Here is a 26,593-nt window from a genome sequence, read left to right as displayed (position 1 = left end):
AACGAGTAGCAATATGCGATGATAGGGTGGAAATAAAGTGAAAAAAATTTTGAAAAGTTTATTGATATGATGAATTCCATAGAGCGCCGTTCCACCTTTGCACTAAGTAGTATTTTCGCCTTACGCATGTTGGGGTTGTTCATGATTATTCCTGTCTTTGCCGTTGCAGGACAGTCATATCAATATGCAACCCCAGCATTGATCGGTTTGGCGGTCGGTGTTTATGGTTTGAGTCAGGCCTTATTACAGATTCCTTTTAGCCTTTGGGCAGACCGTTTTAGTCGTAAGCCACTGATTGTGTTTGGTCTATTGTTATTTGCTTTAGGTGGTGCTATCGCAGCCATGTCAGAAACCATTTATGGTGTGATCATCGGACGAGCCATTGCAGGAGCAGGAGCGGTGTCCGCAGTGGTGATGGCACTCTTAGCTGATGTTACCCGTGAAGAAAACCGAACCAAAGCCATGGCAGTCATGGGAATGAGTATTGGTTTATCTTTTACAGTTGCTTTTAGCCTAGGCCCTTGGCTCACCACATTGGTTGGGATTTCTGGATTATTTTGGGTAACGACACTGATGGGATTATTGGCGATTTTGACCTTATTTTTAGTGCCAAAAACCACACGCCATCATAAAAATTTTCAGCAAGGTTATTTCACTCAACTGAAACAAGTTTTGAAAATGGGTGATCTCAATCGTTTACATGTGTCAGTATTTTCACTGCATCTTTTATTAACGGCAATGTTTGTCTATATCCCATCACAGTTGATCAATTTTGCAGGGATTCCATTGTCAAAACACGGTATTGTGTATTTACCTTTACTGCTCATCAGTTTGTTTTTTGCATTTCCAAGCATTATTTTGGCTGAAAAATATCGCAAAATGCGCGGCATTTTTCTGACTGCCATTGCAGGGATCATTGCAGGTCTCATGATTTTAATTTTTGGTTATGAGTCTAAATATATTCTTTTACTGGGTTTAGGTTTGTTTTTCATTGCTTTTAATGTCATGGAAGCGTTATTGCCATCTTGGCTATCGAAAGCTGCCCCGATTCAATCTAAAGCAACAGCAATGGGTGTAAATGCTAGTGGACAGTTTTTAGGTGCATTTTTTGGTGGCACATTGGGCGGTCAATTATTGTTGTTAAATAATACGGCCATCGGTTGGAGTATCCTGACTGCTATTGCTATAATTTGGCTGCTAATCAGTTTCGGTTTGGCACAGCCTCGTTATTTAACCTCAATCGTTTTACGTTTACCTGAGGATAAACAAACCGATGATTGGACTTCTCAATTACTGACAATTCGTGGTATTGAAGAAGTGGTGGTGATGTCTGGGCAACAGGTTGCTTATATTAAAGTCGATAAACAGCAAATAGATGATGCTGGGCGACAACATTTAACGCACTTGTTTGGTAAAGAGGTAGCCATTTAAACATAACTCTTATAAAGTAAAACATAGAAATATATAGGAAGATAACATCTGATGCGTGGTGTAAATAAAGTTATATTGGTGGGTACTCTAGGTCGTGATCCTGAGACAAAGACTTTCCCAAATGGTGGTTCTCTCACCCAGTTTTCAATTGCAACAAGTGAGTCTTGGACAGATAAAAATACGGGTGAAAGAAAAGAACAAACAGAATGGCACCGTATCGTATTGCATAACCGTTTAGGTGAAATTGCACAGCAATATTTACGTAAAGGCTCAAAAGTTTATATCGAAGGTTCATTACGTACACGTCAATGGACAGACCAAAATGGTCAAGAGCGTTACACGACTGAAATTCGTGGTGAGCAAATGCAAATGCTTGACTCAAATCGTCAACAAGGTGAACAAGGTCAAGGTTTTGGTGGTGACAATGGTGGTTATAGCCAGCCACGTTTTAACAATAATCAGCAAGGTGGCTACGGTAACCAAGGCAATAACAACCCAGGTGGTTATGGCAATCCGGGCAACCAAGGTGGCTATGGTAACCAAGGTAACTATGGCAATGCAGGCAATAATGTAAATCAAGGTTTCCAATCACCGAAGCCAGCCGCTGCACCAACACCTGCTCAAGCACCAGCAGATTTAGATGATGATCTTCCGTTCTAACTGATTAAAACAGCAGATCATCATCAAAACCCTTTGTGAAAACAGAGGGTTTTTTATTAGAAAAAAATAAGAAGGGCATCACTTCTTCGCAGACACCCACATGGTAATCACTGCTTTAAATACAGTTTCTTGTTTCGTATCTTTCACTTCAACATTGACTAAATAATCACTGCCTTGATTCCATTGAAAATTTGCATCGGCAGGTGTCGCAATTGCCACTAAATCGGTATTGGCTTTTTTCAGATATTCTACGGTCATACCTTTAGGAATCCAACGATGTGTAGATGGCACTGTGGCATCGGTCATGGTTCCACCTGCAAGTTCAGCCATATTACACATCGCAATGGCGTGTACAGTGCCAATATGGTTGAGGACTGAGCGTTGTTTCTTGATTTTAATTTCGCAATAATTTGGTGCAAGTTGTTCAAAAACAGGGGAAATACTACTGAAATAAGGTGCTTTTAGGCAAAGCAATTTTGAAAATGTCCATTTCCCTGCGGGTTTATTTTTAAAGCTATTCCATAGTTTAAGTGCTTGGCTCATTGTGATGTCCCATTCTCATTAAATATTGTATATGATTTTAATACAGAATAATATTCTGTTATTGGCTCAGCAAACATATTCTGCGTAAAATTTGTCAAAGTTAGGTGGTGGAATGAAATATTGATGAAAAATACCGAATTATTACAACGCATTTATGTGGGTAAGCGTGCAGAATTAAAACGTACAATTTTGAATGAAGCTTTAGATTGCTTTTTAAAGTATGGCATCGAAACCACTAATATTGACATGATCCGAGCGCGTGCTGAGACGAGTGTCGGCGCGATTTATCATCATTTCAAAAATAAAGAAGGCATTGTTCGGACTTTATATCTAAGTGCTTTGCAAGATCAAGCACAACGCCGTGAGCAGGCGTTATTAAACGTACAGTCTTTAGAGGAAGCGATTCAAGCGATTGTCAGTAGTTATATTGATTGGGTAGTTGATTTCCCTGATTTTGCCCGCTTTTTATATATGTCAGCAGCTTTGGTTAACCGTAACGATGAAGATTTGGAATTAAAACACACCAATCAGTTGCGTAACCAAGAATTTATGAAGCGTATGCAATGTTTTGCAGATACTGAAAAAATGAAAAATATTCCACCAGAATTATTATTGTCTTTGATGATTGGAGCGACAGAGAGTTATTGTCGGGCATGGTTGTCACATAAAGTGAAAACCTCACCGCAAAACTATAAAAAAGTATTGGCAAATACAGCGTGGAACAATATTGCTTATTTTCCTGAATGATCTGAAGAGCCGATCAAGGTGAGTATTCTTGATCTGAAAAACAGATTATTTTTATAAAAAACTTCTGTTTTACCGATGCATGCATTTTGCGTATTCTCACTTCACAGACAAGCAATCCCTACAACGAATTGAAGGAATACCCAATGAGTTTAATCAATACTGAAGTCAAACCATTTCATGCAACAGCGTATAAAAATGGCGAATTTATTGAAGTTTCAGAACAAGATATGATCGGTAAATGGTCGGTGGTATTTTTCTATCCTGCTGATTTTACATTTGTTTGTCCAACTGAATTGGGCGATCTTGCAGACAATTATGCAGAATTCCAAAAAATGGGTGTAGAGATTTATTCAGTTTCAACTGATACACATTTCACACATAAAGCTTGGCATGATGCTTCTGAAGAAATCAACAAAATCCAATACACCATGGTTGGTGATCCAACGTGGACTTTGGCGAAGAATTTTGAAGTGCTCATCGAAGCTGAAGGCTTGGCAGATCGTGGAACATTTGTAATTGATCCTGAAGGCAAGATTCAAATTATTGAAATCAATGCAGGCGGAATTGGTCGTGATGCTCAAGAGCTTTTACGTAAAGTGAAAGCAGCACAATATGTTCATGCGCATCCAGGTGAAGTTTGCCCTGCAAAATGGAAAGAAGGTGAGGCGACACTTGCACCTTCAATTGATTTGATTGGTAAAATCTAAGCGTCTAAAGTTTTAAATATGTTGGTTATCAAAATCCAGAAGTCAGTCTTCTGGATTTTTTATTGGATACTATTTTGATTAAGCTATTTAAGTTAAATAGCCATCAAATTCTTTGGCATAGTCACGAATGCCCTCAACTAAGGTTTCTATCAGTTTTTCCATGACCAAGCGTTGCCCTTTACGAGATGCATAAACCAATTGGACTGTGCCAATATTGGAACACCAATCGGGCAAAATGTGGATTAAACGCCCTGATGCAATATCTTGCTGTACGATCAAATAAGGTAGATCGGCAATGCCTAGCCCATCTAAAACAGCATAGTATGCACCTGCTAAATCGTTGCTTTTCACCCGAGGTTGTAACAATACATCAATCACCTCATTGTGGGTTTGATTGTGTAAATGCCAATGATAATTTTGTTTTTGAGTTCCCAATACAATCGTTGGATAATCATAGAGTTGCGTAATATGTTTAATTTCTTTTCCTGCTAAAACTTCAGGACTGACCACTAAGCAATGCGTGGTTTTAATTACGTCACGTACGATAATGCTCGAGTCTTCATTGGCAGAAAAATTGGTACGAATTGCAAGGTCAATGTCATCATGCAAAACATCCACACGACGGCTAGTAAGTTCCAATTCTGCTTCAACTTTCGGATATTTTTTTAGAAATTTATTTAAAATAGGGCGAATTTGGTGCTCCATCATCACGGGTGGGCAACTAATTTTAAGCATGCCATGTAATTCGGAACTTTGTTTTAATAATATACTTTGTGCAGAGTCTGCTTGTTCAATGATTTTGACACATTCATTGTAGAACTCATGCCCTAAAGGTGTGACTTTAAAATGGCGTGTGGAACGTTGAATGAGTGTGACATTGAATTTGGCTTCCAAGTCCAAAATGCGCCGACTGAGTTTGGACTTCGTAATATCTGTTGCTTCACTTGCTGCACTAAATCCACCATGTTTGACGACAAGGTAGAAATAATAATAGTCATCAAAAGAGTGCATCATACACCTCAAAAATGAGTAATTTTTAAGATTATACCATTTTTAAGACAATCTATTATTTATTCAGAGCGTAAACAAAAGCAACCTGAAAGGTCACTTTTGTCATATCAAATCTGAAAATTATTTCTGTTCAGTATTTTTAATATAGCTTTGGATCAAGTTGCTATAGTCAGGAATGTGCGCACCAAACAATGCACCTAAACCTTCAATATCATTACGCCAGTCACGGTGTAATTCACAAGAAGTACCGAACCATGTCATCAGTTGTGCACCAGCTTGTGACATACGATCCCATGCAGAATCACGTGTTAAATGGTTGAATGTACCAGATGCATCTGTCACCACGAAGACGTCAAAGTCTTCTGCAAGAGCAGAAAGCGTTGGAAAAGCCACACAAACTTCAGTAACAACACCAGCAATAATCAATTGCTTTTTACCCGTTGCTTTTACCGCTTTGACGAAGTCTTCATTATCCCAAGCATTGATTTGACCCGGACGAGCGATATAAGGTGCGTCAGGGAACATTTCTTTAAGCTCTGGAACAAGAGGACCATTTGGACCGTCTTCAAAACTTGTTGTTAAAATGGTTGGAAGGTTAAAGTATTTTGCAGCTGCAGCGAGTGCCAACACATTATTTTTGAATTTATCAGGATCTATATCACGAACTAAAGAAAGCAGTCCTGTTTGATGATCAACCAATAAAACGGCCGCATTGTCTTTATCTAAACGAACGTATGGTTTACCCATGGTCTATGCCTCATTATTAAAATTAAGTCTGTAAAGTGTACAGCAATATCTGTGAATCAAGAGATACAGGTATTTGTACTCTATTCATCCTACGTGAAGCTGAGTTTGGTTAAAGCCCAAATACTGAGAAAAATAATCCTATTTATAAGAAAATAGCCTCATCTTTAAAATAATGTAGGACAGAGTGTCTTCCCATTTTTGAGATATAGAATGCCGAATCGTGGCTATATTCAGCATCTCAAAAATTTTAAAATGCATTCATATTATCGTTCCGCAAGAGATGGGGCATTGAAATGAAAAAAATTGTTGGCGTTTATCGTAATCAACACATGCACTGGGTTGGTGATGGCTTTCCTGTGAAAAGTTTGTTTTCTTATGATCGTTTAGGTCAAGCCATTAGTCCATTTTTACTGTTGGACTATGCATCTCCGTACCAATTCGATCCAACTCAAGTGCAACATGGTGTAGGGTCACATCCACACCGTGGTTTTGAAACAGTGACGATTGCCTATCAAGGGGAAGTGACCCATAAAGATTCGCATGGTGGCGGTGGTACGATCAAAACGGGTGATGTGCAATGGATGACAGCGGGTTCAGGCTTAGTGCATGAAGAGTTCCATTCAAAAGAGTTTGCTGAAATGGGTGGATTTTTTGAAATGGTACAGTTGTGGGTCAATTTACCTGCTGCGGATAAAATGACGGCACCAAAATATCAAGCGATTGATGCACAAGATATTCCTGTGATTCAGTTTGAACAGGATGCTGGACATTTGCGCGTGATCGCAGGTTCATTTGCAGAACAACACGGTCCTGCAACCACATTTAGCCCCGTCAATGTGTGGGATGGACGCTTAAATGCAGGGTTTTCGGAGCAAGTTTATGTGCCTGTAGACCATACCACCTTGCTTGTGGTGCTTGAGGGCGAAATGTTGCTCAATGACCATCAAGTGGTGCAAGACAATTCTTTGGTACTGTTTGGCAAAGATGGCGAAGCACAAATTCAGTTGAAAGCGCTGAAAGATACTAAGTTTTTGGTACTGACAGGTCGCCCACTGAATGAACCGATTCAAGGTTATGGGCCTTTTGTGATGAATAGCAAAGAAGAAATCGTGCAAGCTTTTGATGATTTCAATCAGGGTAAGTTCGGCGAAATTGCAATCCAACACTAAGGTAAAGGCGGATTTTCGAATCCGCTTTTTATGTATCTATATGTTTACCATGATGGTTAAGGTCATTGGAGATAAAAAAAAGGACTTCTATCCCACACTATAGAAGTCCTTTTACGCTGTAAGTTTTCTTTATACATTTCACATATTTAACCTTCAAATATGTGAAGTAGTTATCATTTATGTTGCTCATGATAATCAAAGCTTAGGTGTTTGTAAATACAACAATTGGTAAAATATTTAAATTATCTTTATATTTTTAAAAAGGTTTATTTTTAAATTTAAAAAAATTGTTATAAAAAAATAAGTTATATTCATATTGTTTAAATTATATGCAGATGTATTTTTTATCAATTAGATTATATTTTTTCATTTGTGAAAAACCATAAAAACTGGAACTTTTTAATAGCCTATTTTTAAGATGCTTCATTCATAATAAAAAAAATAGTTAACGCTTGGATAATAACTTTGAATATTGCAGTGATTGGTAGTGGCATGGCTGGCCTTGCTACAGCAAGAATTCTGAAAGATGCAGGACATCATATAACCATCTTTGAAGCCTTACCTGGTCGCGGAATGGACAGTCATAGTTTAGCATTTGAAGGTGGTTTGATTGATGCACCGTTACGCGTGATGAATCCGCATTTATGGAAAAACACCTTAAGTCTTGCAACTCACTTAGGCATTAAAACCTTTCCTGTACGTACCTTTATGGCATGCAGTTGGTTGTTCGAAGATAAAACAGAAACATGGTTAACAACCACACGATCTCGCATAGGAAATTTTCCGATCATCAATAACCGTAAAGGGATTAAGCAATACGGTTGGCGTTTAGTGAAAGGCATGTTGCAACTTAAAACAGCAATTCATCAATTTTTTAAATCTAAAAATCAAGATATTACATTAGCTGAATTTATTAATCACAATGATATTGAAGAAGTATTTTGGCATGGTGCAGTCATGCCTGTGCTCTATACAATTTGTACGTGTGACCCAAAAACAATTGGTGAATGGCCAGCTAAACCGTTATTGGTTTTCCTACGCCAGTTAACAGATGGTGATGCATTGTTACGTTTGCATGGTGGTACACCTGCATTAGTTGATAAATTGGTCGAAGGCATCGATATCCATAGTGGTTCTGCTGTTTCAAAAGTTGAAGAACGCGGTGACCAAGTCTTAGTGGAAAATGTCCAAGGCGAACAATTGTTTTTTGACCGGGTCATCGTGGCAACCCCAACCAATAAACTGGAGGATTTTTTAAATCCTGAGCAGTTTGCTGAAGATCTAGCATTGTTGAAAAACTTTAAGTTTGAGCAAGGTGAGTTGGTCATGCATACCGATATTACGGTCATGCCGCCGAATCGTAAAGATTGGTGTGTACTGAGTTATATGATGGATCGTAAATTTACCAAGCAACAATTTACGGTGTGGTTAAACTCGGTTGAGCCAAGTCTCGTGGGCAAATCACCAGTGTTTCAAACGTGGCGTCCAGTCACAGCAATTGACCCGAAAAAAGTCATTTCAACGGTGACTTTGACCCGTGCGGTGGTCAACTCTGAAACAGTGGCATTGAATAAAGAATTGCAACAACGTCATCGTCAAGAAAATCGTAAAGTATTCTATTGTGGGTCTTGGTCATGTGATGGTTTGCCTATTTTAGAATCTGCGGTAACGTCTGCTATGCATATCGCCGAGATTTTTGGTGCACCATTGCCATTTGTTGATTTAAAACCTAAAGTTGAAGTTGCTCCACAACTTGGTTACTGATGTGTTATGAAATGGACTCAAGCAATACAGCAACAATTTTCACAACATAAATATGCCATCAATGCAAAAATTTTAGGTGATGATGCGCCGTATGCTTGGACGAATTTAGGATATTGGACGGCAACTACGCAGTCTTATCCACAAGCATGTCGCCAATTGGCAGATCGGTTGGCACATGCTGTCGCTTTAAATTCAAATGATCAGCTTTTAGATTTAGGCTGTGGACGAGGTGCAAGTGTATTGCATTGGCAAAATAACTATAAGATTGAAAATATTAGTGCTGTAGATTTACAGCCACAGTGCATTGTCGATCTTGAAAAAAATTTAAATTCAAATATTCAGTTTCATTGTGCTTCATTCTTAAATTTAAAAAATAGATTGACTAAAACAGATTTTGATGTGGTGCTGTGTATTGATGCTGCCTATCATAGCCCTTTATCTGCATTCTTAGACTCTATTCATTTCGTTTTAAACTCAAAGGGGCGATTAGGCTTTCATTACTTAACATGGTCTGATCAATGGCAAAATTTGTCTCGGTTAGAGCAAAAAAAATATGCGTATTTATTGAAAGCAGCCAATGTGCAGGCACAGCAACTTTTTACAAATGCACAGACCGCAGATATCCTAAAAACATGTGGTTTTGGGCAAATTGAGATTCAAGATATTTCAGAACAAGTTTTGCATGGCTTTGCACAATATGCAGCACAACGTAAATGGCATTATTCAGCAGCCTATGCTATAGATCTATTAAAAATCCGTATGACAGCAAAGTTATGTGAGAAACTTTTTATGGATGGGTTAGTGCATTATGTGCAAATTACGGCACAGAAGATCTGAAGTATATAAATGAAATGCCAAAAACAACAAAGCCTCACTAAAAAGCGAGGCTAAGTATAAAATGGTGCCGGCACACGGATTCGAACTGTGGACCTACTGATTACAAGTCAGTTGCTCTACCAACTGAGCTATGCCGGCAACGTAGCGAGAATTCTACAGAAAAATGACGAGATTACAAGTCAAAAAATAAACAATTGAATCAAAATGTTGATTTATTTTTAGGGTGATGAAAATTTATTCATGTTTTAATTTTCATCACATTTAAATGACCAAAATAGAATTTATAGCTTTGCCAAAGTGGCTTGCGCTAAAGGGTGATTCGCTTGCGCTGCTTTTTGTAACCATTGTTGTGCTTGTAGTTGATCCTGTGCGATACCTATACCTGATCGATATGCTTGAGCCACTTTGAACTGTGCTCTAGCATCGCCTTGATTCGCGGCTTTTAGATACCATTGGAATGCTTCCTTGTCATTTTTTGAATCAATTAAGCCCATTTCTGCAATGGTCGCAAGGCGATATTGTGCTTGGATATGATGATGTTCAGCTGCCATTTTTAACCACTGAAGTGCTTTTTTATGGTCACTTTGACCTTCTTCACCATTAAAATATTTCATGCCGACTTGATATTGCGCTTCGATATCGCCTTTATTTGCAGCAGCTAAGTTCCATGCCAAAGATTGACAATCGTATGCGATTTCTTGAGATCTTGTGGTTTGATTCAATACGTTTGAAGGTGTTGATTCTGCGAATGCTACAGATTGCATAAAAAGTGCAGCACATAAAATTAATAATGAATTTTTCATACTTTTTCTTCTTAGTGTGATTTAATTGGTATTATTTTTATCAAAGTTGAGTTATTTTGTAAACATTAAAAGATGAAAATATAAAAATATTTATTAATTATTATCTAATATTATGTTTTTAAATAATTTTATTTTAAAAGTATTAGTAAGTTTATATAAATAATTATTATAAAATTATTTAGAGGTTTTAAATAAAACCTGATTGTAAGTATTTTTAATTTAAAATTTAGTTTATTAAAAATAACCCGCATTTATTTGCGGGTTATGTCGAAGATTTAAAATGTTTAAAAGCTCAAAATAAATTAGAGGCTAAAATATATACATACTGATATAAAAATTGACATTTACTTACTCCTTAATACTTGGTCTAAATCTTGAGCACATTCTTCTAAAGTGAGCGCCATGTCTATTTGCATTTGTGGCTTGAGCTCATTGGCAAGTTTTCTCCATTGTTCAATTAAGCGAATGGCTTTTTGCACTTTATGTTTATTGATGTCTTTTGCAAGGGTCGGGGTATATCCACCACGTTTCGCATTTTTGATTTGTTTTACAAAGTTGGCACTGTTATTCATTCTAACTCCCGAATACTAGAATCGATGTATTTCGTGTGCTTTATTCGATTGTGCATACCGTATCTTTGATATTAAGTCTGAATTATTGCATCTAAATGATATTTAAATATGTTTTTCATTATGCTGACGTCTTTGCTGTTTTTAAAATATTCATTTTAATCATTGGGTTGTGATTTTATTTTTGAATTTATAATCTCTTTTTCGTTAGCGGGCTGTAGTGGCAGTTTGTATCTATATGTTTAATTTTAGATAAATAATTTAAGCGAAAAGAGAGATCAATAAGATAAGACGCATGTATGCGGAGGAATTGAGGATATTGAACATGATCATAACGATACCGATCTCATCCCCCAAAGTAGCTTAGATTTCAATGAATTTAGTTGGTAGTGATTAGAAATAAAAAAGACCTAAACCCTTACAGTTTAAGTCTTTTGGTATTCCATTGGAGAACTTTGGAATAGAATTTGGCGGTGAAAGAGGGAATCATATTTCGTGTTTAAATTATTGGTTTTAAATACAATATGTTTTTATTATTTTGCTTTATACCCCCATTTATACCCCCAACACGCAAAAGTACTTGTTTAATTTTTTACATCATGAACATTGGATTTAAAGAAAAAATATATGGTATGGCATAAAAATTTATTTTCGATACCATACATTTTTTAAATTTAAATGACGATTAAACTTAAAACCCGATATAAAACTTCTCAATAAATCGTTGGGTTTTAGACAGAAGGTCATTCAAAATACCATCTCGCTTAAATAGACCTAATTTGTAATTAGGTAATTCTGAAATTTCTTCTTTACGTGGCATACGTTTAGTAAATTCATATTGTTTTAAAACACTTTTCATGACATCAGGTTTTAAATTTTCTTGCTCACAAAGCTGTTGATAGGCGTTTTCTTTTTCTATATCCCAGAATTGAGCAAAAGCCTGTTGTACACTTTGCCCATTAATCATTTTCGGTACATTCTGTTCGATAAACTTTTTAATCAATTCTTGTTTGTTGTGCAAACTTACTTCTCCACCTAGGAGATCATAAATTTGTACTTCATATTGCTGACGTTGGGTCGCATTTTTTGCATTTACCACCATTTGCAATAGGTTCAGAATGTAGCCAACATTCACCCGATCACTATGTAATAGCTCCAGTTGGAAGTCGACTTCGCTTAAAACAGAGACTTTATCTTTTTGGGTTGAAGTTTTGACTTCACGACACAGATCTGCATATTTAGATGCAAAATTAGCAAACGCTTGTTTATCGAGTTGGGTTTGATCTTGGTCATACTCAATAAAGGTTTCAAGTTGAGCGTTGTAGCGCATGACTTCACGAAAGGCTTTAATAAAAGCGAGTTGATCATCTTCTGTCAGTAAATCATCTACAGCTTGGTAGTCACTGCTTAATGTTAAAAGCTTTTGTACAGCAAGGTCATAATCTTTTTTAATTTCTTCAAAAGCAGGGATAAGCACGATTTGTTTGGCTTCTTTATTGGAAAAAAGTGCCAATGCTTCATCTGTGGCTTGTTTCAAATTACGAAAGCATAAGATATTACCAAAAGGTTTATCTGCATTTAGAACACGATTGGTGCGTGAAAATGCTTGAATTAAACCATGATATTTAAGGTTTTTATCAACATACAGCGTGTTTAAATATTTAGAGTCAAAGCCTGTTAAAAACATATTGACCACAAGCAAAATATCTATTTTTTGATCTTTGACTTTTTGTGCAATATCTCGGTAATAAGCATAGAACTGATCGCCTGAGTTAAAATTGGTCTTAAATTGCGTATTGTACTGTGCAATATAACGATCTAATTTATCGCGGCTAGACACATTAACTTGTGTGGGAATATCAGTAGATTCTTCATCAATTAAACCATTTTGCCCATCGCTATTGACCGCCTCATTGGCGCCGTAAGAGAAAATAGTGGCAATAGTCAAAGGGATATATGCTGTATTTTCTGCTTGTCGTTCTGCCTGTATTTTTTCAAAAATATCATAGTACTGTGTGAGCATGTCGACAGAGCTGACACAAAACATGGCTGTAAACTTGCGTTGTTTGGTTTTGATGTTGTGATGATCGACAATATAGTTGGCAATCATATTTAAACGTTGAGGATTGTCGTATAACTCTTGGGTATTAATCGCTTCAACATCTTCGTTGGTCTGCATACCTTTGGCTGTGAACTTGCCTCTATAGTCGATTTGGAACTGTAGAACGTTACGGTCACGGATGGCATCGACAATGACATATTTATGCAAACAGTCATCAAAAAGGTGATCAGTTGTAAGCTTTAACCCAGCTTTAGATTGGCTATTTTCTTCAAAAATTGGCGTACCTGTAAAGCCAAACATTTGAGCATTTTTAAAAAATTTTTTAATGTTGCGATGAGTTTCACCAAACTGACTACGATGACATTCATCAAAAATAAACACCACTTTTTTATCTTGTAGATACTGAATATGTTTGGCATAACGATCTGTACTGATCGCTTTATTCAGTTTCTGAATGGTGGTAACAATCAATTTATCATGGCGTTGGTCAAGCTGATCGACCAACGTTTTGGTATTGGTGGTGCTATCGACACTGTCTTTTTTAAATGCGTTAAATTCGCGTGATGTTTGCGTATCGAGATCATTACGATCTACGACAAAAAGAACTTTTTCGACATCAGGCATTTGCATGATGATTTGACTGGCTTTAAACGATGTTAAGGTTTTTCCTGAACCCGTGGTATGCCAGATATAACCATTTCTTTGACTATTTTGTACGTGTGCAACAATTTTTTGCACAGCATAAATTTGATAGGGACGTAATACCATTAATGCAGGTGGATTGGCTGTTTCTAAAAGCACCATATATTGAGTCATCATTTGGGTAATGTGACTGGGTGTTAAAAATACCTGTGCAAAATCGACCACTTCATTGATGGGTTTATTGTCTATGCCTGCCCAAGGGAAAGTAAATTCAATATTTTTTGTGCCATTTGAATAATAACGAGTATTCACGCCGTTACTAATGACAAAGAGTTGGATAAACTGAAATAAGCCTTGTCCTGAAGCATAAGCTTCACGGCTATAACGTTGGGTTTGATGAAATGCTTCACCAATTTCCATGCCACGGCGTTTAAGCTCAATTTGGACTAAAGGTAAGCCATTGACCAAGAGCGTGACATCAAAACGGCTTGTACGTCCATTTGTCGCTTTATGATCGACAGTGATTTGATGACTGACTTGATAAATATTGTGTTGCGGTTGTTCTGATAAAAAATAGATATGTTTGCTTGAACCATCATCAAATTTAACAGGAAATTTGTCTCGTAGTTTTTGTGCGCGTTCAAATATAGTGCCACTGTTTAAATGGCTAATGACTTGCTTCCACTCAGCATTCGATAGGGGAGACAATGCATTGGCACGTTCAATTTGTGCTTTTAAGTTTGACAGTAAAGCTGCTTCATCTTTAATGGTGACATTGGCATAGCCCAAGCCATTGAGCTGTGTAATAAGTTCATTTTCAAGTTGTGCTTCGCTTTGTACTGTCATGGTTTTCCCTTAAATCTATTTTATGTTGTATATCAATCGTAATTAAGCTTCTGAGATCTTTACTTGATCTACTTGGTTTTCCAACCATTCCCCGTAAGTGATATTTGTTCCAACCTGTCGCCAATCTTTACGTCCATTACTACATCTTCCTGCAACTACAGCACCTGCCGCCGAAGGACTTGAAAATAAATAATTTTGCTTAAATTTATATGTAGTTGAATCAATAATGTTTTTTTCAAATAATTGTGGACGTAAATTTTTAGTATAGGTATGGTTTAAATCGGTCATTTCTTGACGTACTTCAGAGTCTGCTAGAACATAAAACTCACCATCTACCACTTTTGCCTTTGCATTAATCCCCTTAACAGAAAAATAAAATTCAGCTTCTTCTTGGTTTTCTACAGTTTTTTCAACAGGCATTGTATTTAATTTTGGGCTGATGATTTTCATTTCTTTTAAAAACTCATAGCCTAAAACAGGTAAAACGACCTGAATTTGCTCAAGAAAATATTCCATATCTGCCCGATCTGACTCGGGTAAACGGTCATATTGATGCGCTGTACCATTGATGAGCTGACATTGTCCATTACTTTGAGCAATATCAATTAATCTGCTTTCTAAGTATTTAATGTGCGTCTTAGTAATATTCTGATCTTTCCCTGTGACTAAACATACTTTATCCCAAAAGTCTTTGCCCCCTGACTTTTCTGCACGGTTATGTTGTTTTAAACGATTGGCAACATCGTCCGATTCACCAATATATACACAAGGTAAAGCACTTTCAGGTTCATATCCAACGAGAAAATAAATGCCTGTTCTTGCACATTCATCTCGTTGAATGAGTTCAGGGAGTTTAGTCCGAGGGGCGGAAAGCACATGACCTGTCCAATTAATAATTTCAGCAGTTAAAATGCCATTGGGTGTTCCATCAACCAAAAAAAGTTTTACACTTTTACCATGAACCATCTTTTATTCCCCCATATTTAATATTTTATATAAAAACTAAGCTCTTAAAGTTGTTTCTAGTAAATTGAGTAAATTTGCTTTTTCAAGGATTAAACTTTCAATTGCTTCAAATGTATTTTCAGGTACAAGCCAATAGATACATAACCAGCACTCACTTCCTCGTTTATATTTTTCTATATCCCACGACAAATAACGAGGATCATCATTGCATTTTAAAGTTTCCCGAGCTTTTTCATGTAGATCTTCTGGTAGATTTAAAATATAAGTATTGACTTGTATGACTGTTTCACCTTTATCTTCATATATATAGAGCGTGTTATTTGTAAAATTATTCCATGCTTCATTATAAAATCGAATTCCTCCCCAAGACTCATATTTGTTTTTGGACAAATATCCTTCAATATTTTGGTTTAATTGTTGGCTAATTTTTTCTACAACATCCTTAATTGTATTAGTCTTTAACTCTTGTAGCTTTTGGATGTCATGGTAATGATCAAAAATAAATTGGACACGGTTCATATCTAAGTTCTGTATCTGATAATAGCTTTCAAGGTGTAATAAAAACTCACGTGCAAACAAATTCCATTTATTCATCGGATTTGTCAGCATTTGTTCTGCAAGATAAGGACGAATAGTATTCACTAATTGTTGATAAGAAATACCAAGCCAATTTTTTGTTTCACTTTTGCCTGAAATACTTAGAATAAACCCTAAGTATTTTTTGTTTTTTGCTCGTTGTTTTGCATATAACTCATAATCATCAAAAGGATTATTTTGATAATGATAAATTTTTGCTTCAATGAGTAGAAGGTACAGGTCTGTTTCAATCACCAAATCAATTCGGTTGCCATGCTGTGTAACGCATTCACGTTCTATCGTTTCAATTTGACCTAAAGATTGTTCAGATGAGAGTTTGATTTCGGATGCAATAACATCACTTAACCCTTTCCAAAAAACATCACCTAATTCATGTGCTTCTTGCGGATGAGTGAAAAATTCAAGCAATTCAGTGGTCGGATTTTCATAATGGTTGCGAATAGCGGTATCGAAAAATGTCTTTTCTCTTAAAGGTAGTTTGAACTTTTCGGCTTCTTTTAAAAGTTGTCGAAAATGTTCAAATGTTGAATCGGTCAAACTCATGATTTTCCTTAAACAAGCATCCGTGTGTCTTATATATACGAAGGGCTATTTATATTTCACCGACTCCACAACACATAAAACTTTTGTGGTGTGATGAGCTGTATGACTTCTAAATAACTCGCTACATTTAATTTGCACTGACTTTCCTTCCTGTTTAAACAAAGAGGAATAGCGTGGATCACTATCAACCAATTGAATAAGTTTAGTTTTAACTAATCCTTCTTCACCATCCACATTGAGTTGTTGGTTTAAAGCGACAGCGATTTGATTACCACCAAATGCTTCCTGATTTGGATGAAGGCTTTTGATTCTGAGGAGCTTGCCTGAAATGGTTGCAGGTTCACCATAGTACGCCGTTTGTGCTTGACTCAAGCCTGAAACAGAAAATACCCCCACCATGAGTAACAATGCTATTTTTTTCATGATTTATTCCATTTTCAATAGTTTAAAAAGGGTATGCTCTAAAGTCTTGAATTACTCAAGCATACCTTGTTGAGTCACTTATCGTTTTTTGTGTACGTTGTTAAATTTAAATGAGTTAATCATAAATATCACATTTTACTGCTTTAGCAGGGGTCACATTTTTTGCTGAAATCAATGTAGTATGATCAAAACCTTCAGATTCTATAAAAAATAATTCGTAGTTTTTAATGGTAATTGTTGCCTTACCTTCATAAGAGCAATAGCCCTTTTGAATACTATTGGGCAATTTAAAAGTTTTTTTAGCTTGCTCAAAATTACTAAAGCAGAAATAGACAATACGTTCGTCACCTTTTGGACGTGGAATCAGTGAAGCTGATTTTTTGTCAGGTGTAAAACAAATATGATCACCTAAATAATCCACATATTCAGGGTCTAATTCACGAGAATATGTGCCTGTTAAGGTTGCTTGTCCCTGATAATGTTTAAAGTCCCCATTGGTTTTTTGATATTTAAAAGGCTGTGCCTGCGCCAGCATAGGCAAAAGTAGCATACCGATGATTAATAACTTTTTCATGATTTCCCCAGATCTTGATTTTGTATAGACGTGCATCAACATTCACGCCATAACGTGCAACTCAAATTAATAATTTTTGCAATAATGTCCAAATATATCTTTCGATAAGTCAGAAATTTGTTTGTCTTTATAGTCATAGTTGATGATGGCATCACACTCTAAAATCGGCAAACTGCTATCATCAATCGGTTTTAAGCGCAGTTTTACTGTATAAGCATGTGATTCACCCTCATCACCGTCATATTTGAGGTTGTCATGACGTAATGCACGATAACGAGCATCGGAGTCATCGTCTGCACTGACCCAAAAAATGGTATTGGGAATATAGTTTTTAACCGCCTGAAGCCCAACAGGGATGGTTTTCGGTGAATAAGAATTGCCTGCTTGTGCATGTGACATACACAGTACACTCGACAGGATGAGTCCCATGCTTAAAATTTTGCTTAAAGGCTTCATGTGTTTTCCGTTGTTTGTTATCGCTTAAGTGTTAAAGGGCTTATTTTATATCTTTGAATATAATACAAAATAAGCATTTGGTCTTAAACAAACATCTGCTGTAACAAGCCTTTTTTTCACTGTTTAGCCTGTTCTATTAAACTAACTTCATTTTTGATGGAGAGGTTTGTATAAGCACAACGTTTAGTTTGAAAAATTTATTCATTTTAAAGTTGTTGTTTGTTTAGTTTTTATTATAAATATATTATTTAACAATAAGTTATGTTTGAAAATAACTAAACTTAGCTAAAATAGCTAAGTTTAGTTAGTTTTTAGCTATTTTTTAGCTATTTTCCATGTTTTTCCTTCAGTTTTAATTAGACCATTTCGCCTCATTTTCTGCATTAAATTTCTGATTCTATTTATTTTTTGGGATTCATCTAAAACCTGAGGGAGTTTATCTAATAATAACTTTTCCAATTCAGAACGTTTTGCTTGCCCAAACTTTTTTAGATATTCAAAAATAAGACCTTGATAATGTTGATCGTCTAATCCACGCATTTCAAGATATTCAGTTTGCTGATCGGTTTGTTGAGCAACATCTGCTGAAATACAATAATTTGGTTTTCGACCCTCAATAAGTCCTTTTTTACGGAGTTCAGAAGCATCTTCATCATTGATTAGGTGATTTTTCTGTACTTGATCAAGGGCAATAATATTGTTCAAAGATAATTCAGGAAGTTCGGCCAGTTTTCTAGCGTAGTCTATATTTAAAACTTTACCTGTAATTTTGACCTGCACACGATTATTTGCCAAATCATAATCAGGCATAGGAAAAAACTTTTCTCGTTGTTTGATGAACATTCTACGAATACCACTGCCAATCGTATCAATTAGATTGAGTTGCATCATGGCATTGACTAAGAAGGTATTACGGTATTGCTGTTCAGGTGTATCATTTAAGATTACATTTTCAATGGATTCGGGTAAAAAACTGCCGTAGTTTTGAAAAGTTAAAGTTGAATCTTCTTTTTCTACAATCGTAATTCGCCCACGCATACGATAATCTTGATGAGCAATCGCGTTACTTAATGCTTCTCGAATAATATAAGGATCGTATTGATCAACCTCTTCGGGGAAAAGCGTTCCATCCATTAAATAGCGATATTTCAAGTTGCGAATTTTTTGATAGACCTCATCTACAGCCAACAATAACGGCGTGTAAAAATGTTGATAGTCTTTTTCTACGCCGTCTGCACCTTTTAGAATCCAGGTAATTTGAGCCACCGCAGGGTTAATGAAATGCGCTGATTCAGGTAAGCCGAGCAATACGATTGCGGTATGGGTAATTTTCCCTTTAATCGTCACTCTGGCTTTGTTCAAAAAAGTCGCGTCATCCCAAGTTGGCACATCTTCAGCTAAACGTGGATTTTTACGAATAAATAGTTGTCTTGCTGTTGTAATGGCAATAGGGTCTAGGTCTTCAAGTGTTGCATCTTGGCAAATTTCAGCACTCCAGTCAGTGGACATGCTTTGCCATAATTTTTTGGCTTTTTCAGGGTAATCTTTTAGCTTTTTAGTATAACTACCCACACGAATATAGGCTTCATGTAGAAAGCTGACAGGTGTGCCACTCGTTGCAGGGATTTCAAATAAAATGACATTTTTCCCATCTATGTTTAATTGATGGATTTTAAAGTCTATTCTTGGGTTCAAGCGTGTAACGAGCCAAAACTCTAAGTCTTCATTGCCTTTGGCTTTTTTTGTTTTTGGGTCGAAGGTTGTACCTACAATGGCTTGTTTCGTATCAGTTACGCCAAAGATTAAATAGCCATAGCGTTTATTTGCCAAACAAGCGCCATTGGACAGCGCAGAAATGCGCTCTCCAATTTCTTCAGGGCTATGAAAGTTTTCTTTAAACTCAAGCCATTCTTGTTCATTTGGCTCGTTTACAAGTTGAAAAACAAGATTTTTTAAATAATCAGTCATTTTCACCTCTTAAACAAACATCTGCTGTAACAAGCCTTTTTTCCATTGTTTCGCTTGTTCAATTTGCTGTGCTACCACTTCAATTTTTTGGTCAATGGCTGATAAAAAGTTAGCGATTTTGGTTTGTTCTTCTAGGCAAGGAAGCGGAACTATTACTTTTTTTAATAATCCACCTGTTATCAATGGTTGACCTGTTCCGAAAACTAATTTATTTAGTTGAAATTTTTCTAAAAAAGCACGGATAAATTTAGAATTCAAAGTAGATGGAATTTCCAAAATAAGAGTGTTATCCGACACACTATATTTTCCATCAACCATATAGATATAACCTGCATTATGTCCAACACGTGCAATTAATATTTTCATCCCTTGGTAATCATATTCATCTGCGTAACCTATTAATCCCGTTGAACCATAAAATGGATACTGGGCAAGATTTAGTTTTTCATGCGAGGATCTACCTGAAGCAACTGAAAGTCCCTTAATATTTCCTAAAGTTGTTTCCTCCCACTCCCCAAACTCACTGCCATCATCGGCTTTAAAACGAATCTGCTGACTAAACAGTTTTTGCATCATGCTTTGTTTATATTGGCTTAACAGGCTGTGTTTTTGGCTGAGTTGGTTAATCTTTTCATCCACTGCGGAAAGAAAAGAAGCGATTTTGGTTTGTTCTTCTTTGGATGGATAAGAGAACTGTAGTAATGAAACATTTTTATGACCTAAATGAGGCTGACCTCCCGCATTAAAAAATTTCTTTATTTGATTTTGTGCTAATTCAGAAGAACAAAACAAATACATAAACTTGTGGTCAAATAAATTTAGATCATAACCAATCTTAAAACTATTGTTGCTTAAAACTCCACATTTTCCTGTATATGCTTCTCCCGTTGTATTCCCTGTATTAACCATCATAATTTCATGTGGTTGAATTATCTTTTCAGGGTATACATCAAGTACATAGCATGGAAATTTATCTGTAAAGAAATCCCTAATGTATAAATAACGAATGTAACCACTTTTAAGATGATTAATTTGCTCAGATTGTGGTACTTGAACTCCTTGAGTAAATGAACAAATATTGCCTAATTGTGTGCTAACCCAATCACCATCAAACTCTTTAAACCTTAACTTTGGCGCAGTCATTATTTAGCCTCCGTAAAAGGGCTATCAATACCCAACTCTTTACAGAAACTAGCAATCACTTTGTCAGTCGCTTGGCTATTGGCTTCTAAAGCTTGTAATTGCTTGGCAATGGCATCTAAATCAATTTCATCTTCCGCTTCAAAAGTATCTACATAACGAGGAATGTTTAGGTTGTAATCATTGGCTTTGACCTCTGCCAATGTCGCCACTTTGGCATATTTTTCAATATCCTGACGATTTTCAAAAGCACCAATAATATTGTCCAAATGCTCAGGCAATAACTTGTTTTGGTTCTTTTGCTTCTCAAAATTGTTACTTGCATCAATAAACAAAATATTGCCTGTATGCTCACGGTTTTTCTTGAGCACTAAAATACAAGTTGGAATAGACGTACCGTAGAAAATATTGGCAGGCAAACCAATAATGGTATCAATCACATTCATTTTTTCAATCAGATGCTGACGAATCACGCCCTCGCTTGAACCACGGAATAACACGCCGTGTGGCAGTACAACCGCCATTGTGCCGTTCTCATCCAATTGGTGAAGCATGTGCTGAACAAACGCCATATCTGCTTTAGAACTCGGTGCGAGTTTACCAAAAGCACTAAAACGATCATCCTGTAAAAATAACGGATCAGCCGACCATTTTGCAGAGAAAGGCGGATTGGCAACCACAGCATCAAAACGCTTATCAAGATGCTGAGGACGAATCAAAGTATCTTCTTGCTTAATATCAAACTTCGCAAAATGAACATCATGCAAAATCATGTTCATACGTGCCAAGTTATATGTGGTGCGGTTCATCTCTTGACCGTAAATCATATCGACATCTTGAACTTCACGCTTTACACGAAGCAATAACGAACCCGAACCACAAGTCGGATCATATACCGAACGTAAACGCTCTTTGCCTTGTGTCACAATTTTCGCAAGTAGGGTAGATACCGTTTGAGGCGTATAAAATTCACCTGCCTTTTTACCTGCACCAGAAGCAAACTCACCAATCAAATATTCATAAGCATCGCCCAAGACATCAGATTCAGTATTGGAAATATCAAAATCAATTTTGTCCAAATGACTGAGAATTTTGGCAATTAACTCATTGCGGTCATTCGCCGTGTTGCCAAGCTTGGTTGAGTTTAAGTCGAGGTCTTCAAACAGATTGGCAAAGTCATCGGCAGAGTCAGAACCTAAAGTACTTTGCTCAATGGCTTTTAAGGTCGCTGCAATATCATCAAGAATAAATTCACCCTGACGACCACGTTCCGCAATGCTATGGAATAACTGACTTGGTGAAAGGGCATAACCTACCTCACTAATCGAATTCGTTTTGATTGCTTCGATATATGGCACATGCTCATCATTACTTTCATGGAGTTCTAAAAATGTGATGTCTTCACCTTCATCTTTAAGCAAGCCATTGGCAAAGTTCACCGACTTTTCAGACAGATATTTAAAGAAAATAAAGCCCAACATGTAATCACGGAATTCATCAGCACCCATTTTGCCACGTAAGTCATTGGCAATATTCCATAACTGTTTTTGTAATTGTTGAAGTTGTACTTGGGTCATTGCTAAAATTTCCAAAATTACGATAAAAATGAATGGGGGTAGTGTACTAAAGTATTGTCAAAAATATAAACTGAGTCATAGTATTAAAATACACATTTAATTCTAAAATATTCGAAATAATAAAGGGGATAACATGAAAACAATTAATAGACTTTTGCCAGATCCAGAAGCATTAGCACCAATGGTTGAAAATATTAAAGCTATTTTTGCCCAACAAGGCGTAACAGATTATGTATCTGAGATTATTAAAAACATGCATGAAAATGCTGCAATGTTAATGAATAATCACCAGATTGATACATGGATTGGTTACGGAAATTATCTGCCTGCGATTGAAAAAATTATTGCACTCAATGCAGGACAAAGTGAAGAATATTTTTATGCCCGTACGGAATATCCTGTCAATGTAGTTGATGCTTATACTGTTGTGGACAATCCTTTAGCTACGCTGATTGCAGCAGATCAGTTTTTCAAAATGCACCGCCGTATAGTTCCTTGTACGACTACAATTTGGGCTTTAGATGAAGATGAAACGTATTTTATTAATTTGGATGACTATGAAAATCGTTTGAGACATAGAAAAAGATAGAAAATCCAAAAAGAGCTAACAGCAACTATTTGACACCCCCTTATGCTCGTGAAACAAAAAATAATTTATTGTGGAACATTTTTATTTATTTGTTTGTATGAGGTTTAAATTTTTAGTGGATCAAAATAACAGATTAAGCACCGCTGAAATCTTCAAAAAATGGTTGAAATTTTGAGGTCTTTATTCTGCATAAATGATGTCAAATCTGCGCTATGCTTGTATATTATAAAAAAAGTGGTTCGCGAAAGGCTTTTTCCCTATCTGAACCACTTTTTTTATGCCTAAAAATTCATAATGAATAAATGATCATTTTATATGAACATAGGGTCCTCTTGCTGGAGCAAATACTTTTATAGCTCTGTGGACAATACAAATATTGTGAAAGCATCCCATACATTTTGTTTTTAGAATTTCTTTAATTCTCTCTAATGATTTCATTTTTACCTATATCAAAGTTAAATTGCTGAAATTTTCTAAGAATATCCATTTTTATAGGTAACGTAGGTAACATGGGTAACACGCTTGCTATCAGAGGGTTTCAATGTGTTACCTACTTATTTTTTCATAGGTAACGTGGGGTAACATCGGTAAGGCAGATGAAAACTGAAATTGTTACCTCTGTTACCTGTTGTTGCATCTGCATTTTTGCTATAGGTAACACGCTCAAAGCCTTTATTTATAAGGTTGTTACCTGTGTTACCTTAGTTACCTCACTTTTTTAGCCTTCCCAGCTAAAAATAGCTTCTTTAATGACATAAACCTTAACGGGATTATTCTTTGATGGGATTCTGACTGTCTTACTGGTCTTGCCTGTGTCATGTTCTAATAACCCATGAAGCAATAAAGCTTGTGCGATTTTTCGGCTATCATGTCCTTTACACACTTCATTTTTGAATTGCTCAGGTAATACAAAAAATTGTTTTTCGCCGTTCTCGATCTTCCAGTAGCCCACACGGTTAATGATCTTTTCGGTTTGCTCAGGGTCAGGCGTGATAGATTCAAAACGACTTGATTCATTTGCCTCAAAGAATGCCTTAACATGTAAAATATATTCTTTGGTTTGGTAGTCCCCGACATATTCAAAGTCATTGACCCAAGCATTGAATACGTCTTTCACGGCGTTAAATACTGTACCAGTTTGCCATCCTGTAATGCCTGCTTGTGTAGCGAGTTCACCTGCAACGGCAATCAAGGCAAAGGCATTTGCAACACGGACAATATGACCTTGATTGTGTTCTGTTACCAATTCACGGTGATATTGCTCCAATAGCTGCTTAGCCTGCTGCATGACATTATCTTTGTCTTGGGTGAGGTATTTCAGCCATGCCATGCCTGCAACGCCGTAGAACTGATTAGAACGCTCGACCAATACCCTAGATTGTTTTGCACCATCTTCGGCAAAGTCGATCTGATCAAATAAACCATATTCAGACTGATCTATATCAATATCAATCAAACGGATTTCTTGCCCTAGTTTGGTCTTTTGTCCGTTCTCTTGCATGATTTCCTTGAGGCTCTTTTCACCTGTAGATAGGAAAATGACTTTCCAAGCATAAGAGGGCTTGGCTTTGATTTCCTTAGTTAGCCTTGCTTTGCCTTTACCATTGGCAAGCATGTAGGCAATGTTACCCAACTCTTTAGGATTGGCGACTTCTCCAATCTCATCCAGTGCCAAAAAACCATCATTGTGAATATATGCGGTATGTTCTAAAGCGTTGCCTGTTGATTTCCATGTTTTACAATAATTGCTTGGTTTGCCCCATACACTACAACCGACATATAAAGCGGTGGTTTTGCCTTTAGAGGATTGCCCTTTGAAATGAACGCCTGCACCTGTCTGTTGCTCCAATGGAGTGAGTAATTGCCCTGCAAAAGCCGAACTCAATGCCACGACTAATTTGGAATGAGCAGCAAGTGGCATAGAAATATGACTTTGCCATTGTTCCAAACTGCCTTTACTCTGATAGTTGCTATCAATGCCTTGTGTGGTTTGATAAACAATTAAATCATCCTGTTTATGCTGTCCGATCTGCTCATTGGGCAACACAAAAACATTGTCATGCCATCCCACACGGTCAACACATAATGCCCTTGTATGGGTCGGGTAGCTCATCAAATAACTTTGCAATAAGTTCCTTGCTTTGCCATCGGGTGCAATGATGACCCCTTGATAAGCCAAAGCCTTGCGGAGTTCCACACCATCAGATTGGAATAGTTCCATTGATAAGGCTTGTGTGTGCTTTACACCGTCAGCATCGTACCATTCAAGCAAACGCCCCCATGCGTTATTGGTGGTGTCCCTTGTTTGTGCCAATACTCGAATCGGACTGGAGATATAGCGTTTATACTCATCATCTTTGGTCTGTTCGATGTAATACAAGCCACTATCTAAGAGATGAAATACCCCATCACCATAACGAAATGGCTTGGCTAAATGTCCTTTAGGCAATGGGTCGAGTTCAGGCAATTGACTGATTGCCTCATGAATAAATGCTTGCACTTCGGCAGCATCATTTTCTTTAATCAGTTCAGTGAAAAACTCATTTTCGCCATATTTCAAATATTGATTTAGTAAACGTACAGCCGTGTTTTGCTCAAGCTGTTTAAATGGCTTAAGCTGCATCTGTTCAGGTCTGACAGGCATATATAACTGTTGATAGCCTGCCTTAGATAACTGCTGAATAACGTACTGCATCTGCTCAAAATCAAAGGCTTTGAGTTCTGTTAGGTTGATATTGCATAGGTTGGGCAGTATCACCAATACAACGGAAAACGGCTGTAATGGTGGTTCAAAACCAATGGCAATACTGGAGGCAAGTTTAAAAAATGCCTCTAAGTTATGGGTGATGATGACAGGTTTATCCTGGTGCAAGTCACCATAGCAAGCAAAGCCTTTTGCCAATCCAGCAGGTATGATTTGAATACGTTGTTCATTTTGCAATACGGCGCATTGCACAAGCTCAAGCCGTCCATTAACGATAGGTAGAATCAAAGGCTGTTCATAGGGCACGCCGTTAATGTTTACATTGCATTGATCAACATAGATCGGCTGTGATGGGCTGCCAAAGCGTTCAATGATGGGGTGGTTTAAACAGTGATCATCTAATGGCTGTAAACGCTGTGCTTGCTCTATGATTTGCAACGGCGTAGGCTCTACGAGTGGGGTGAATTGTTTATTCATATTTGTCCCCTTTTTAATATCTTATACTCATCTTTGAATAC

At 36.8% G+C, this 26,593-nt stretch carries 22 protein-coding genes, 1 tRNA gene and 2 pseudogenes; 8 read left to right on the top strand and 17 right to left on the bottom strand.

Annotation, left to right across the window (positions count from 1 at the left end; genetic code table 11):
- The first annotated feature begins 66 nt into the window (after positions 1 to 66).
- Both HUV91_RS15030 and ssb read left to right on the top strand, forming a co-directional pair.
- Positions 67 to 1,431 carry an MFS transporter gene (locus HUV91_RS15030; RefSeq protein WP_174493928.1) on the top strand — a complete coding sequence of 455 codons (1,365 nt, stop codon included), beginning with the start codon at positions 67 to 69 and terminating at the stop codon, positions 1,429 to 1,431.
- Between the two features lie 51 nt (positions 1,432 to 1,482).
- Positions 1,483 to 2,091 (top strand): single-stranded DNA-binding protein, encoded by a 609-nt coding sequence (ssb, locus tag HUV91_RS15025; RefSeq protein ID WP_174493927.1) that lies wholly within the window; start codon positions 1,483 to 1,485, stop codon positions 2,089 to 2,091.
- A gap of 78 nt (positions 2,092 to 2,169) precedes the next feature.
- Here the strand turns inward: ssb and HUV91_RS15020 are convergent, their stop codons facing one another.
- A complete protein-coding gene (locus HUV91_RS15020) occupies positions 2,170 to 2,634 on the bottom strand; it encodes a hotdog fold domain-containing protein (protein ID WP_130072340.1) in 465 nt (154 codons plus the stop codon).
- Between the two features lie 123 nt (positions 2,635 to 2,757).
- On the opposite strand from HUV91_RS15020, the gene HUV91_RS15015 reads away from it, so the two are divergent.
- Together HUV91_RS15015 and ahpC are read left to right on the top strand one after the other, a co-directional pair.
- Positions 2,758 to 3,381, top strand: a complete 624-nt coding sequence (locus HUV91_RS15015; RefSeq protein WP_174493926.1) for a TetR/AcrR family transcriptional regulator — start codon at positions 2,758 to 2,760, stop codon at positions 3,379 to 3,381.
- A 143-nt stretch (positions 3,382 to 3,524) separates the two neighbouring features.
- Positions 3,525 to 4,088: an alkyl hydroperoxide reductase subunit C gene (gene ahpC / locus HUV91_RS15010; RefSeq protein WP_174493925.1), complete on the top strand. Its 564-nt coding sequence runs from the start codon at positions 3,525 to 3,527 to the stop codon at positions 4,086 to 4,088.
- A gap of 87 nt (positions 4,089 to 4,175) precedes the next feature.
- Here ahpC and HUV91_RS15005 read toward each other — a convergent pair whose 3' ends face one another.
- Both HUV91_RS15005 and ycaC read right to left on the bottom strand, forming a co-directional pair.
- Positions 4,176 to 5,099: a LysR substrate-binding domain-containing protein gene (locus HUV91_RS15005; protein ID WP_174494013.1), complete on the bottom strand. Its 924-nt coding sequence runs from the start codon at positions 5,097 to 5,099 to the stop codon at positions 4,176 to 4,178.
- A gap of 120 nt (positions 5,100 to 5,219) precedes the next feature.
- A complete protein-coding gene (gene ycaC / locus HUV91_RS15000) occupies positions 5,220 to 5,846 on the bottom strand; it encodes an isochorismate family cysteine hydrolase YcaC (RefSeq protein WP_130072337.1) in 627 nt (208 codons plus the stop codon).
- A gap of 293 nt (positions 5,847 to 6,139) precedes the next feature.
- Between ycaC and HUV91_RS14995 the strand changes: the two genes are divergently transcribed.
- From HUV91_RS14995 to HUV91_RS14985, 3 genes are all read left to right on the top strand, one after another.
- A complete protein-coding gene (locus HUV91_RS14995) occupies positions 6,140 to 7,015 on the top strand; it encodes a pirin family protein (protein ID WP_174493924.1) in 876 nt (291 codons plus the stop codon).
- Positions 7,016 to 7,480: 465 nt separating this feature from the next.
- On the top strand, positions 7,481 to 8,779 hold the full coding sequence (locus HUV91_RS14990; protein ID WP_130072335.1) for an FAD-dependent oxidoreductase: 1,299 nt from the start codon (positions 7,481 to 7,483) through the stop codon (positions 8,777 to 8,779).
- A 6-nt stretch (positions 8,780 to 8,785) separates the two neighbouring features.
- Positions 8,786 to 9,616, top strand: coding sequence for an SAM-dependent methyltransferase (locus HUV91_RS14985; RefSeq protein ID WP_174493923.1), 831 nt, complete (start codon positions 8,786 to 8,788; stop codon positions 9,614 to 9,616).
- A gap of 62 nt (positions 9,617 to 9,678) precedes the next feature.
- Here the strand turns inward: HUV91_RS14985 and HUV91_RS14980 are convergent.
- The 13 genes and pseudogenes from HUV91_RS14980 to HUV91_RS14925 all read right to left on the bottom strand — a co-directional run bounded on the left by HUV91_RS14980 (position 9,679) and on the right by HUV91_RS14925 (position 22,782).
- A tRNA-Thr gene (locus HUV91_RS14980) sits at positions 9,679 to 9,754 on the bottom strand.
- A gap of 143 nt (positions 9,755 to 9,897) precedes the next feature.
- Positions 9,898 to 10,419 carry a tetratricopeptide repeat protein gene (locus HUV91_RS14975; protein ID WP_174493922.1) on the bottom strand — a complete coding sequence of 174 codons (522 nt, stop codon included), beginning with the start codon at positions 10,417 to 10,419 and terminating at the stop codon, positions 9,898 to 9,900.
- Positions 10,420 to 10,763: 344 nt separating this feature from the next.
- Positions 10,764 to 10,991 carry a hypothetical protein gene (locus HUV91_RS14970; RefSeq protein WP_130072332.1) on the bottom strand — a complete coding sequence of 76 codons (228 nt, stop codon included), beginning with the start codon at positions 10,989 to 10,991 and terminating at the stop codon, positions 10,764 to 10,766.
- A 688-nt stretch (positions 10,992 to 11,679) separates the two neighbouring features.
- Entirely contained in the window at positions 11,680 to 14,538 is a 2,859-nt protein-coding gene (locus tag HUV91_RS14965; RefSeq protein WP_174493921.1) for a type I restriction endonuclease subunit R, read from the bottom strand.
- Positions 14,539 to 14,580: 42 nt separating this feature from the next.
- Positions 14,581 to 15,504 carry a GIY-YIG nuclease family protein gene (locus tag HUV91_RS14960; RefSeq protein ID WP_174493920.1) on the bottom strand — a complete coding sequence of 308 codons (924 nt, stop codon included), beginning with the start codon at positions 15,502 to 15,504 and terminating at the stop codon, positions 14,581 to 14,583.
- 36 nt (positions 15,505 to 15,540) lie between these two features.
- Positions 15,541 to 16,644: a PD-(D/E)XK nuclease family protein gene (locus HUV91_RS14955; protein WP_174493919.1), complete on the bottom strand. Its 1,104-nt coding sequence runs from the start codon at positions 16,642 to 16,644 to the stop codon at positions 15,541 to 15,543.
- Positions 16,645 to 16,689: 45 nt separating this feature from the next.
- Positions 16,690 to 17,067 carry a DUF4431 domain-containing protein gene (locus tag HUV91_RS14950; protein ID WP_130072329.1) on the bottom strand — a complete coding sequence of 126 codons (378 nt, stop codon included), beginning with the start codon at positions 17,065 to 17,067 and terminating at the stop codon, positions 16,690 to 16,692.
- A 115-nt stretch (positions 17,068 to 17,182) separates the two neighbouring features.
- Complete coding sequence (locus HUV91_RS14945; protein ID WP_174493918.1) at positions 17,183 to 17,641, bottom strand: hypothetical protein; 459 nt, start codon at positions 17,639 to 17,641, stop codon at positions 17,183 to 17,185.
- A gap of 66 nt (positions 17,642 to 17,707) precedes the next feature.
- Positions 17,708 to 18,097: a hypothetical protein gene (locus HUV91_RS14940; protein WP_174493917.1), complete on the bottom strand. Its 390-nt coding sequence runs from the start codon at positions 18,095 to 18,097 to the stop codon at positions 17,708 to 17,710.
- A 315-nt stretch (positions 18,098 to 18,412) separates the two neighbouring features.
- Entirely contained in the window at positions 18,413 to 20,065 is a 1,653-nt protein-coding gene (locus tag HUV91_RS14935; RefSeq protein ID WP_174493916.1) for an RNA-binding domain-containing protein, read from the bottom strand.
- A 9-nt stretch (positions 20,066 to 20,074) separates the two neighbouring features.
- Positions 20,075 to 20,764: pseudogene (locus HUV91_RS16765) on the bottom strand (restriction endonuclease subunit S); the annotation flags it as partial.
- Positions 20,738 to 21,208: pseudogene (locus HUV91_RS16760) on the bottom strand (restriction endonuclease subunit S); the annotation flags it as partial. The pseudogenes HUV91_RS16765 and HUV91_RS16760, both read right to left, overlap by 27 nt.
- Positions 21,208 to 22,782: a type I restriction-modification system subunit M gene (locus HUV91_RS14925; protein ID WP_174493914.1), complete on the bottom strand. Its 1,575-nt coding sequence runs from the start codon at positions 22,780 to 22,782 to the stop codon at positions 21,208 to 21,210. The pseudogene HUV91_RS16760 and the gene HUV91_RS14925, both read right to left, overlap by 1 nt.
- A gap of 133 nt (positions 22,783 to 22,915) precedes the next feature.
- Here HUV91_RS14925 and HUV91_RS14920 point away from each other — a divergent pair, with 133 nt between their 5' ends.
- The gene (locus HUV91_RS14920; protein ID WP_174493913.1) at positions 22,916 to 23,371 is read left to right on the top strand and encodes a hypothetical protein; all 456 of its coding nucleotides are present in this window, start codon (positions 22,916 to 22,918) and stop codon (positions 23,369 to 23,371) included.
- 718 nt (positions 23,372 to 24,089) lie between these two features.
- Here HUV91_RS14920 and HUV91_RS14915 read toward each other — a convergent pair.
- Positions 24,090 to 26,552, bottom strand: a complete 2,463-nt coding sequence (locus HUV91_RS14915; protein WP_174493912.1) for a DUF927 domain-containing protein — start codon at positions 26,550 to 26,552, stop codon at positions 24,090 to 24,092.
- Positions 26,553 to 26,593 lie beyond the last annotated feature (41 nt).

This window comes from Acinetobacter sp. Marseille-Q1623 (assembly GCF_902809895.1).
GTDB lineage: Bacteria > Pseudomonadota > Gammaproteobacteria > Pseudomonadales > Moraxellaceae > Acinetobacter > Acinetobacter piscicola_A.
The sequence above is the reverse complement of the archived record's forward strand: the minus strand, read 5'-3'. Positions and strand labels throughout refer to the sequence as shown.

What these genes read in the sequence shown, in the direction of transcription:
- HUV91_RS15030 (WP_174493928.1), top strand. Translation starts at nt 67, where the DNA reads ATGATGAATTCCATAGAGCGCCGTTCCACCTTTGCACTAAGTAGTATT.
- ssb (WP_174493927.1), top strand. Translation starts at nt 1,483, where the DNA reads ATGCGTGGTGTAAATAAAGTTATATTGGTGGGTACTCTAGGTCGTGAT.
- HUV91_RS15020 (WP_130072340.1), bottom strand. Translation starts at nt 2,634, where the DNA reads ATGAGCCAAGCACTTAAACTATGGAATAGCTTTAAAAATAAACCCGCA.
- HUV91_RS15015 (WP_174493926.1), top strand. Translation starts at nt 2,758, where the DNA reads ATGAAAAATACCGAATTATTACAACGCATTTATGTGGGTAAGCGTGCA.
- ahpC (WP_174493925.1), top strand. Translation starts at nt 3,525, where the DNA reads ATGAGTTTAATCAATACTGAAGTCAAACCATTTCATGCAACAGCGTAT.
- HUV91_RS15005 (WP_174494013.1), bottom strand. Translation starts at nt 5,099, where the DNA reads ATGCACTCTTTTGATGACTATTATTATTTCTACCTTGTCGTCAAACAT.
- ycaC (WP_130072337.1), bottom strand. Translation starts at nt 5,846, where the DNA reads ATGGGTAAACCATACGTTCGTTTAGATAAAGACAATGCGGCCGTTTTA.
- HUV91_RS14995 (WP_174493924.1), top strand. Translation starts at nt 6,140, where the DNA reads ATGAAAAAAATTGTTGGCGTTTATCGTAATCAACACATGCACTGGGTT.
- HUV91_RS14985 (WP_174493923.1), top strand. Translation starts at nt 8,786, where the DNA reads ATGAAATGGACTCAAGCAATACAGCAACAATTTTCACAACATAAATAT.
- HUV91_RS14975 (WP_174493922.1), bottom strand. Translation starts at nt 10,419, where the DNA reads ATGAAAAATTCATTATTAATTTTATGTGCTGCACTTTTTATGCAATCT.
- HUV91_RS14970 (WP_130072332.1), bottom strand. Translation starts at nt 10,991, where the DNA reads ATGAATAACAGTGCCAACTTTGTAAAACAAATCAAAAATGCGAAACGT.
- HUV91_RS14965 (WP_174493921.1), bottom strand. Translation starts at nt 14,538, where the DNA reads ATGACAGTACAAAGCGAAGCACAACTTGAAAATGAACTTATTACACAG.
- HUV91_RS14960 (WP_174493920.1), bottom strand. Translation starts at nt 15,504, where the DNA reads ATGGTTCATGGTAAAAGTGTAAAACTTTTTTTGGTTGATGGAACACCC.
- HUV91_RS14955 (WP_174493919.1), bottom strand. Translation starts at nt 16,644, where the DNA reads ATGAGTTTGACCGATTCAACATTTGAACATTTTCGACAACTTTTAAAA.
- HUV91_RS14950 (WP_130072329.1), bottom strand. Translation starts at nt 17,067, where the DNA reads ATGAAAAAAATAGCATTGTTACTCATGGTGGGGGTATTTTCTGTTTCA.
- HUV91_RS14945 (WP_174493918.1), bottom strand. Translation starts at nt 17,641, where the DNA reads ATGAAAAAGTTATTAATCATCGGTATGCTACTTTTGCCTATGCTGGCG.
- HUV91_RS14940 (WP_174493917.1), bottom strand. Translation starts at nt 18,097, where the DNA reads ATGAAGCCTTTAAGCAAAATTTTAAGCATGGGACTCATCCTGTCGAGT.
- HUV91_RS14935 (WP_174493916.1), bottom strand. Translation starts at nt 20,065, where the DNA reads ATGACTGATTATTTAAAAAATCTTGTTTTTCAACTTGTAAACGAGCCA.
- HUV91_RS14925 (WP_174493914.1), bottom strand. Translation starts at nt 22,782, where the DNA reads ATGACCCAAGTACAACTTCAACAATTACAAAAACAGTTATGGAATATT.
- HUV91_RS14920 (WP_174493913.1), top strand. Translation starts at nt 22,916, where the DNA reads ATGAAAACAATTAATAGACTTTTGCCAGATCCAGAAGCATTAGCACCA.
- HUV91_RS14915 (WP_174493912.1), bottom strand. Translation starts at nt 26,552, where the DNA reads ATGAATAAACAATTCACCCCACTCGTAGAGCCTACGCCGTTGCAAATC.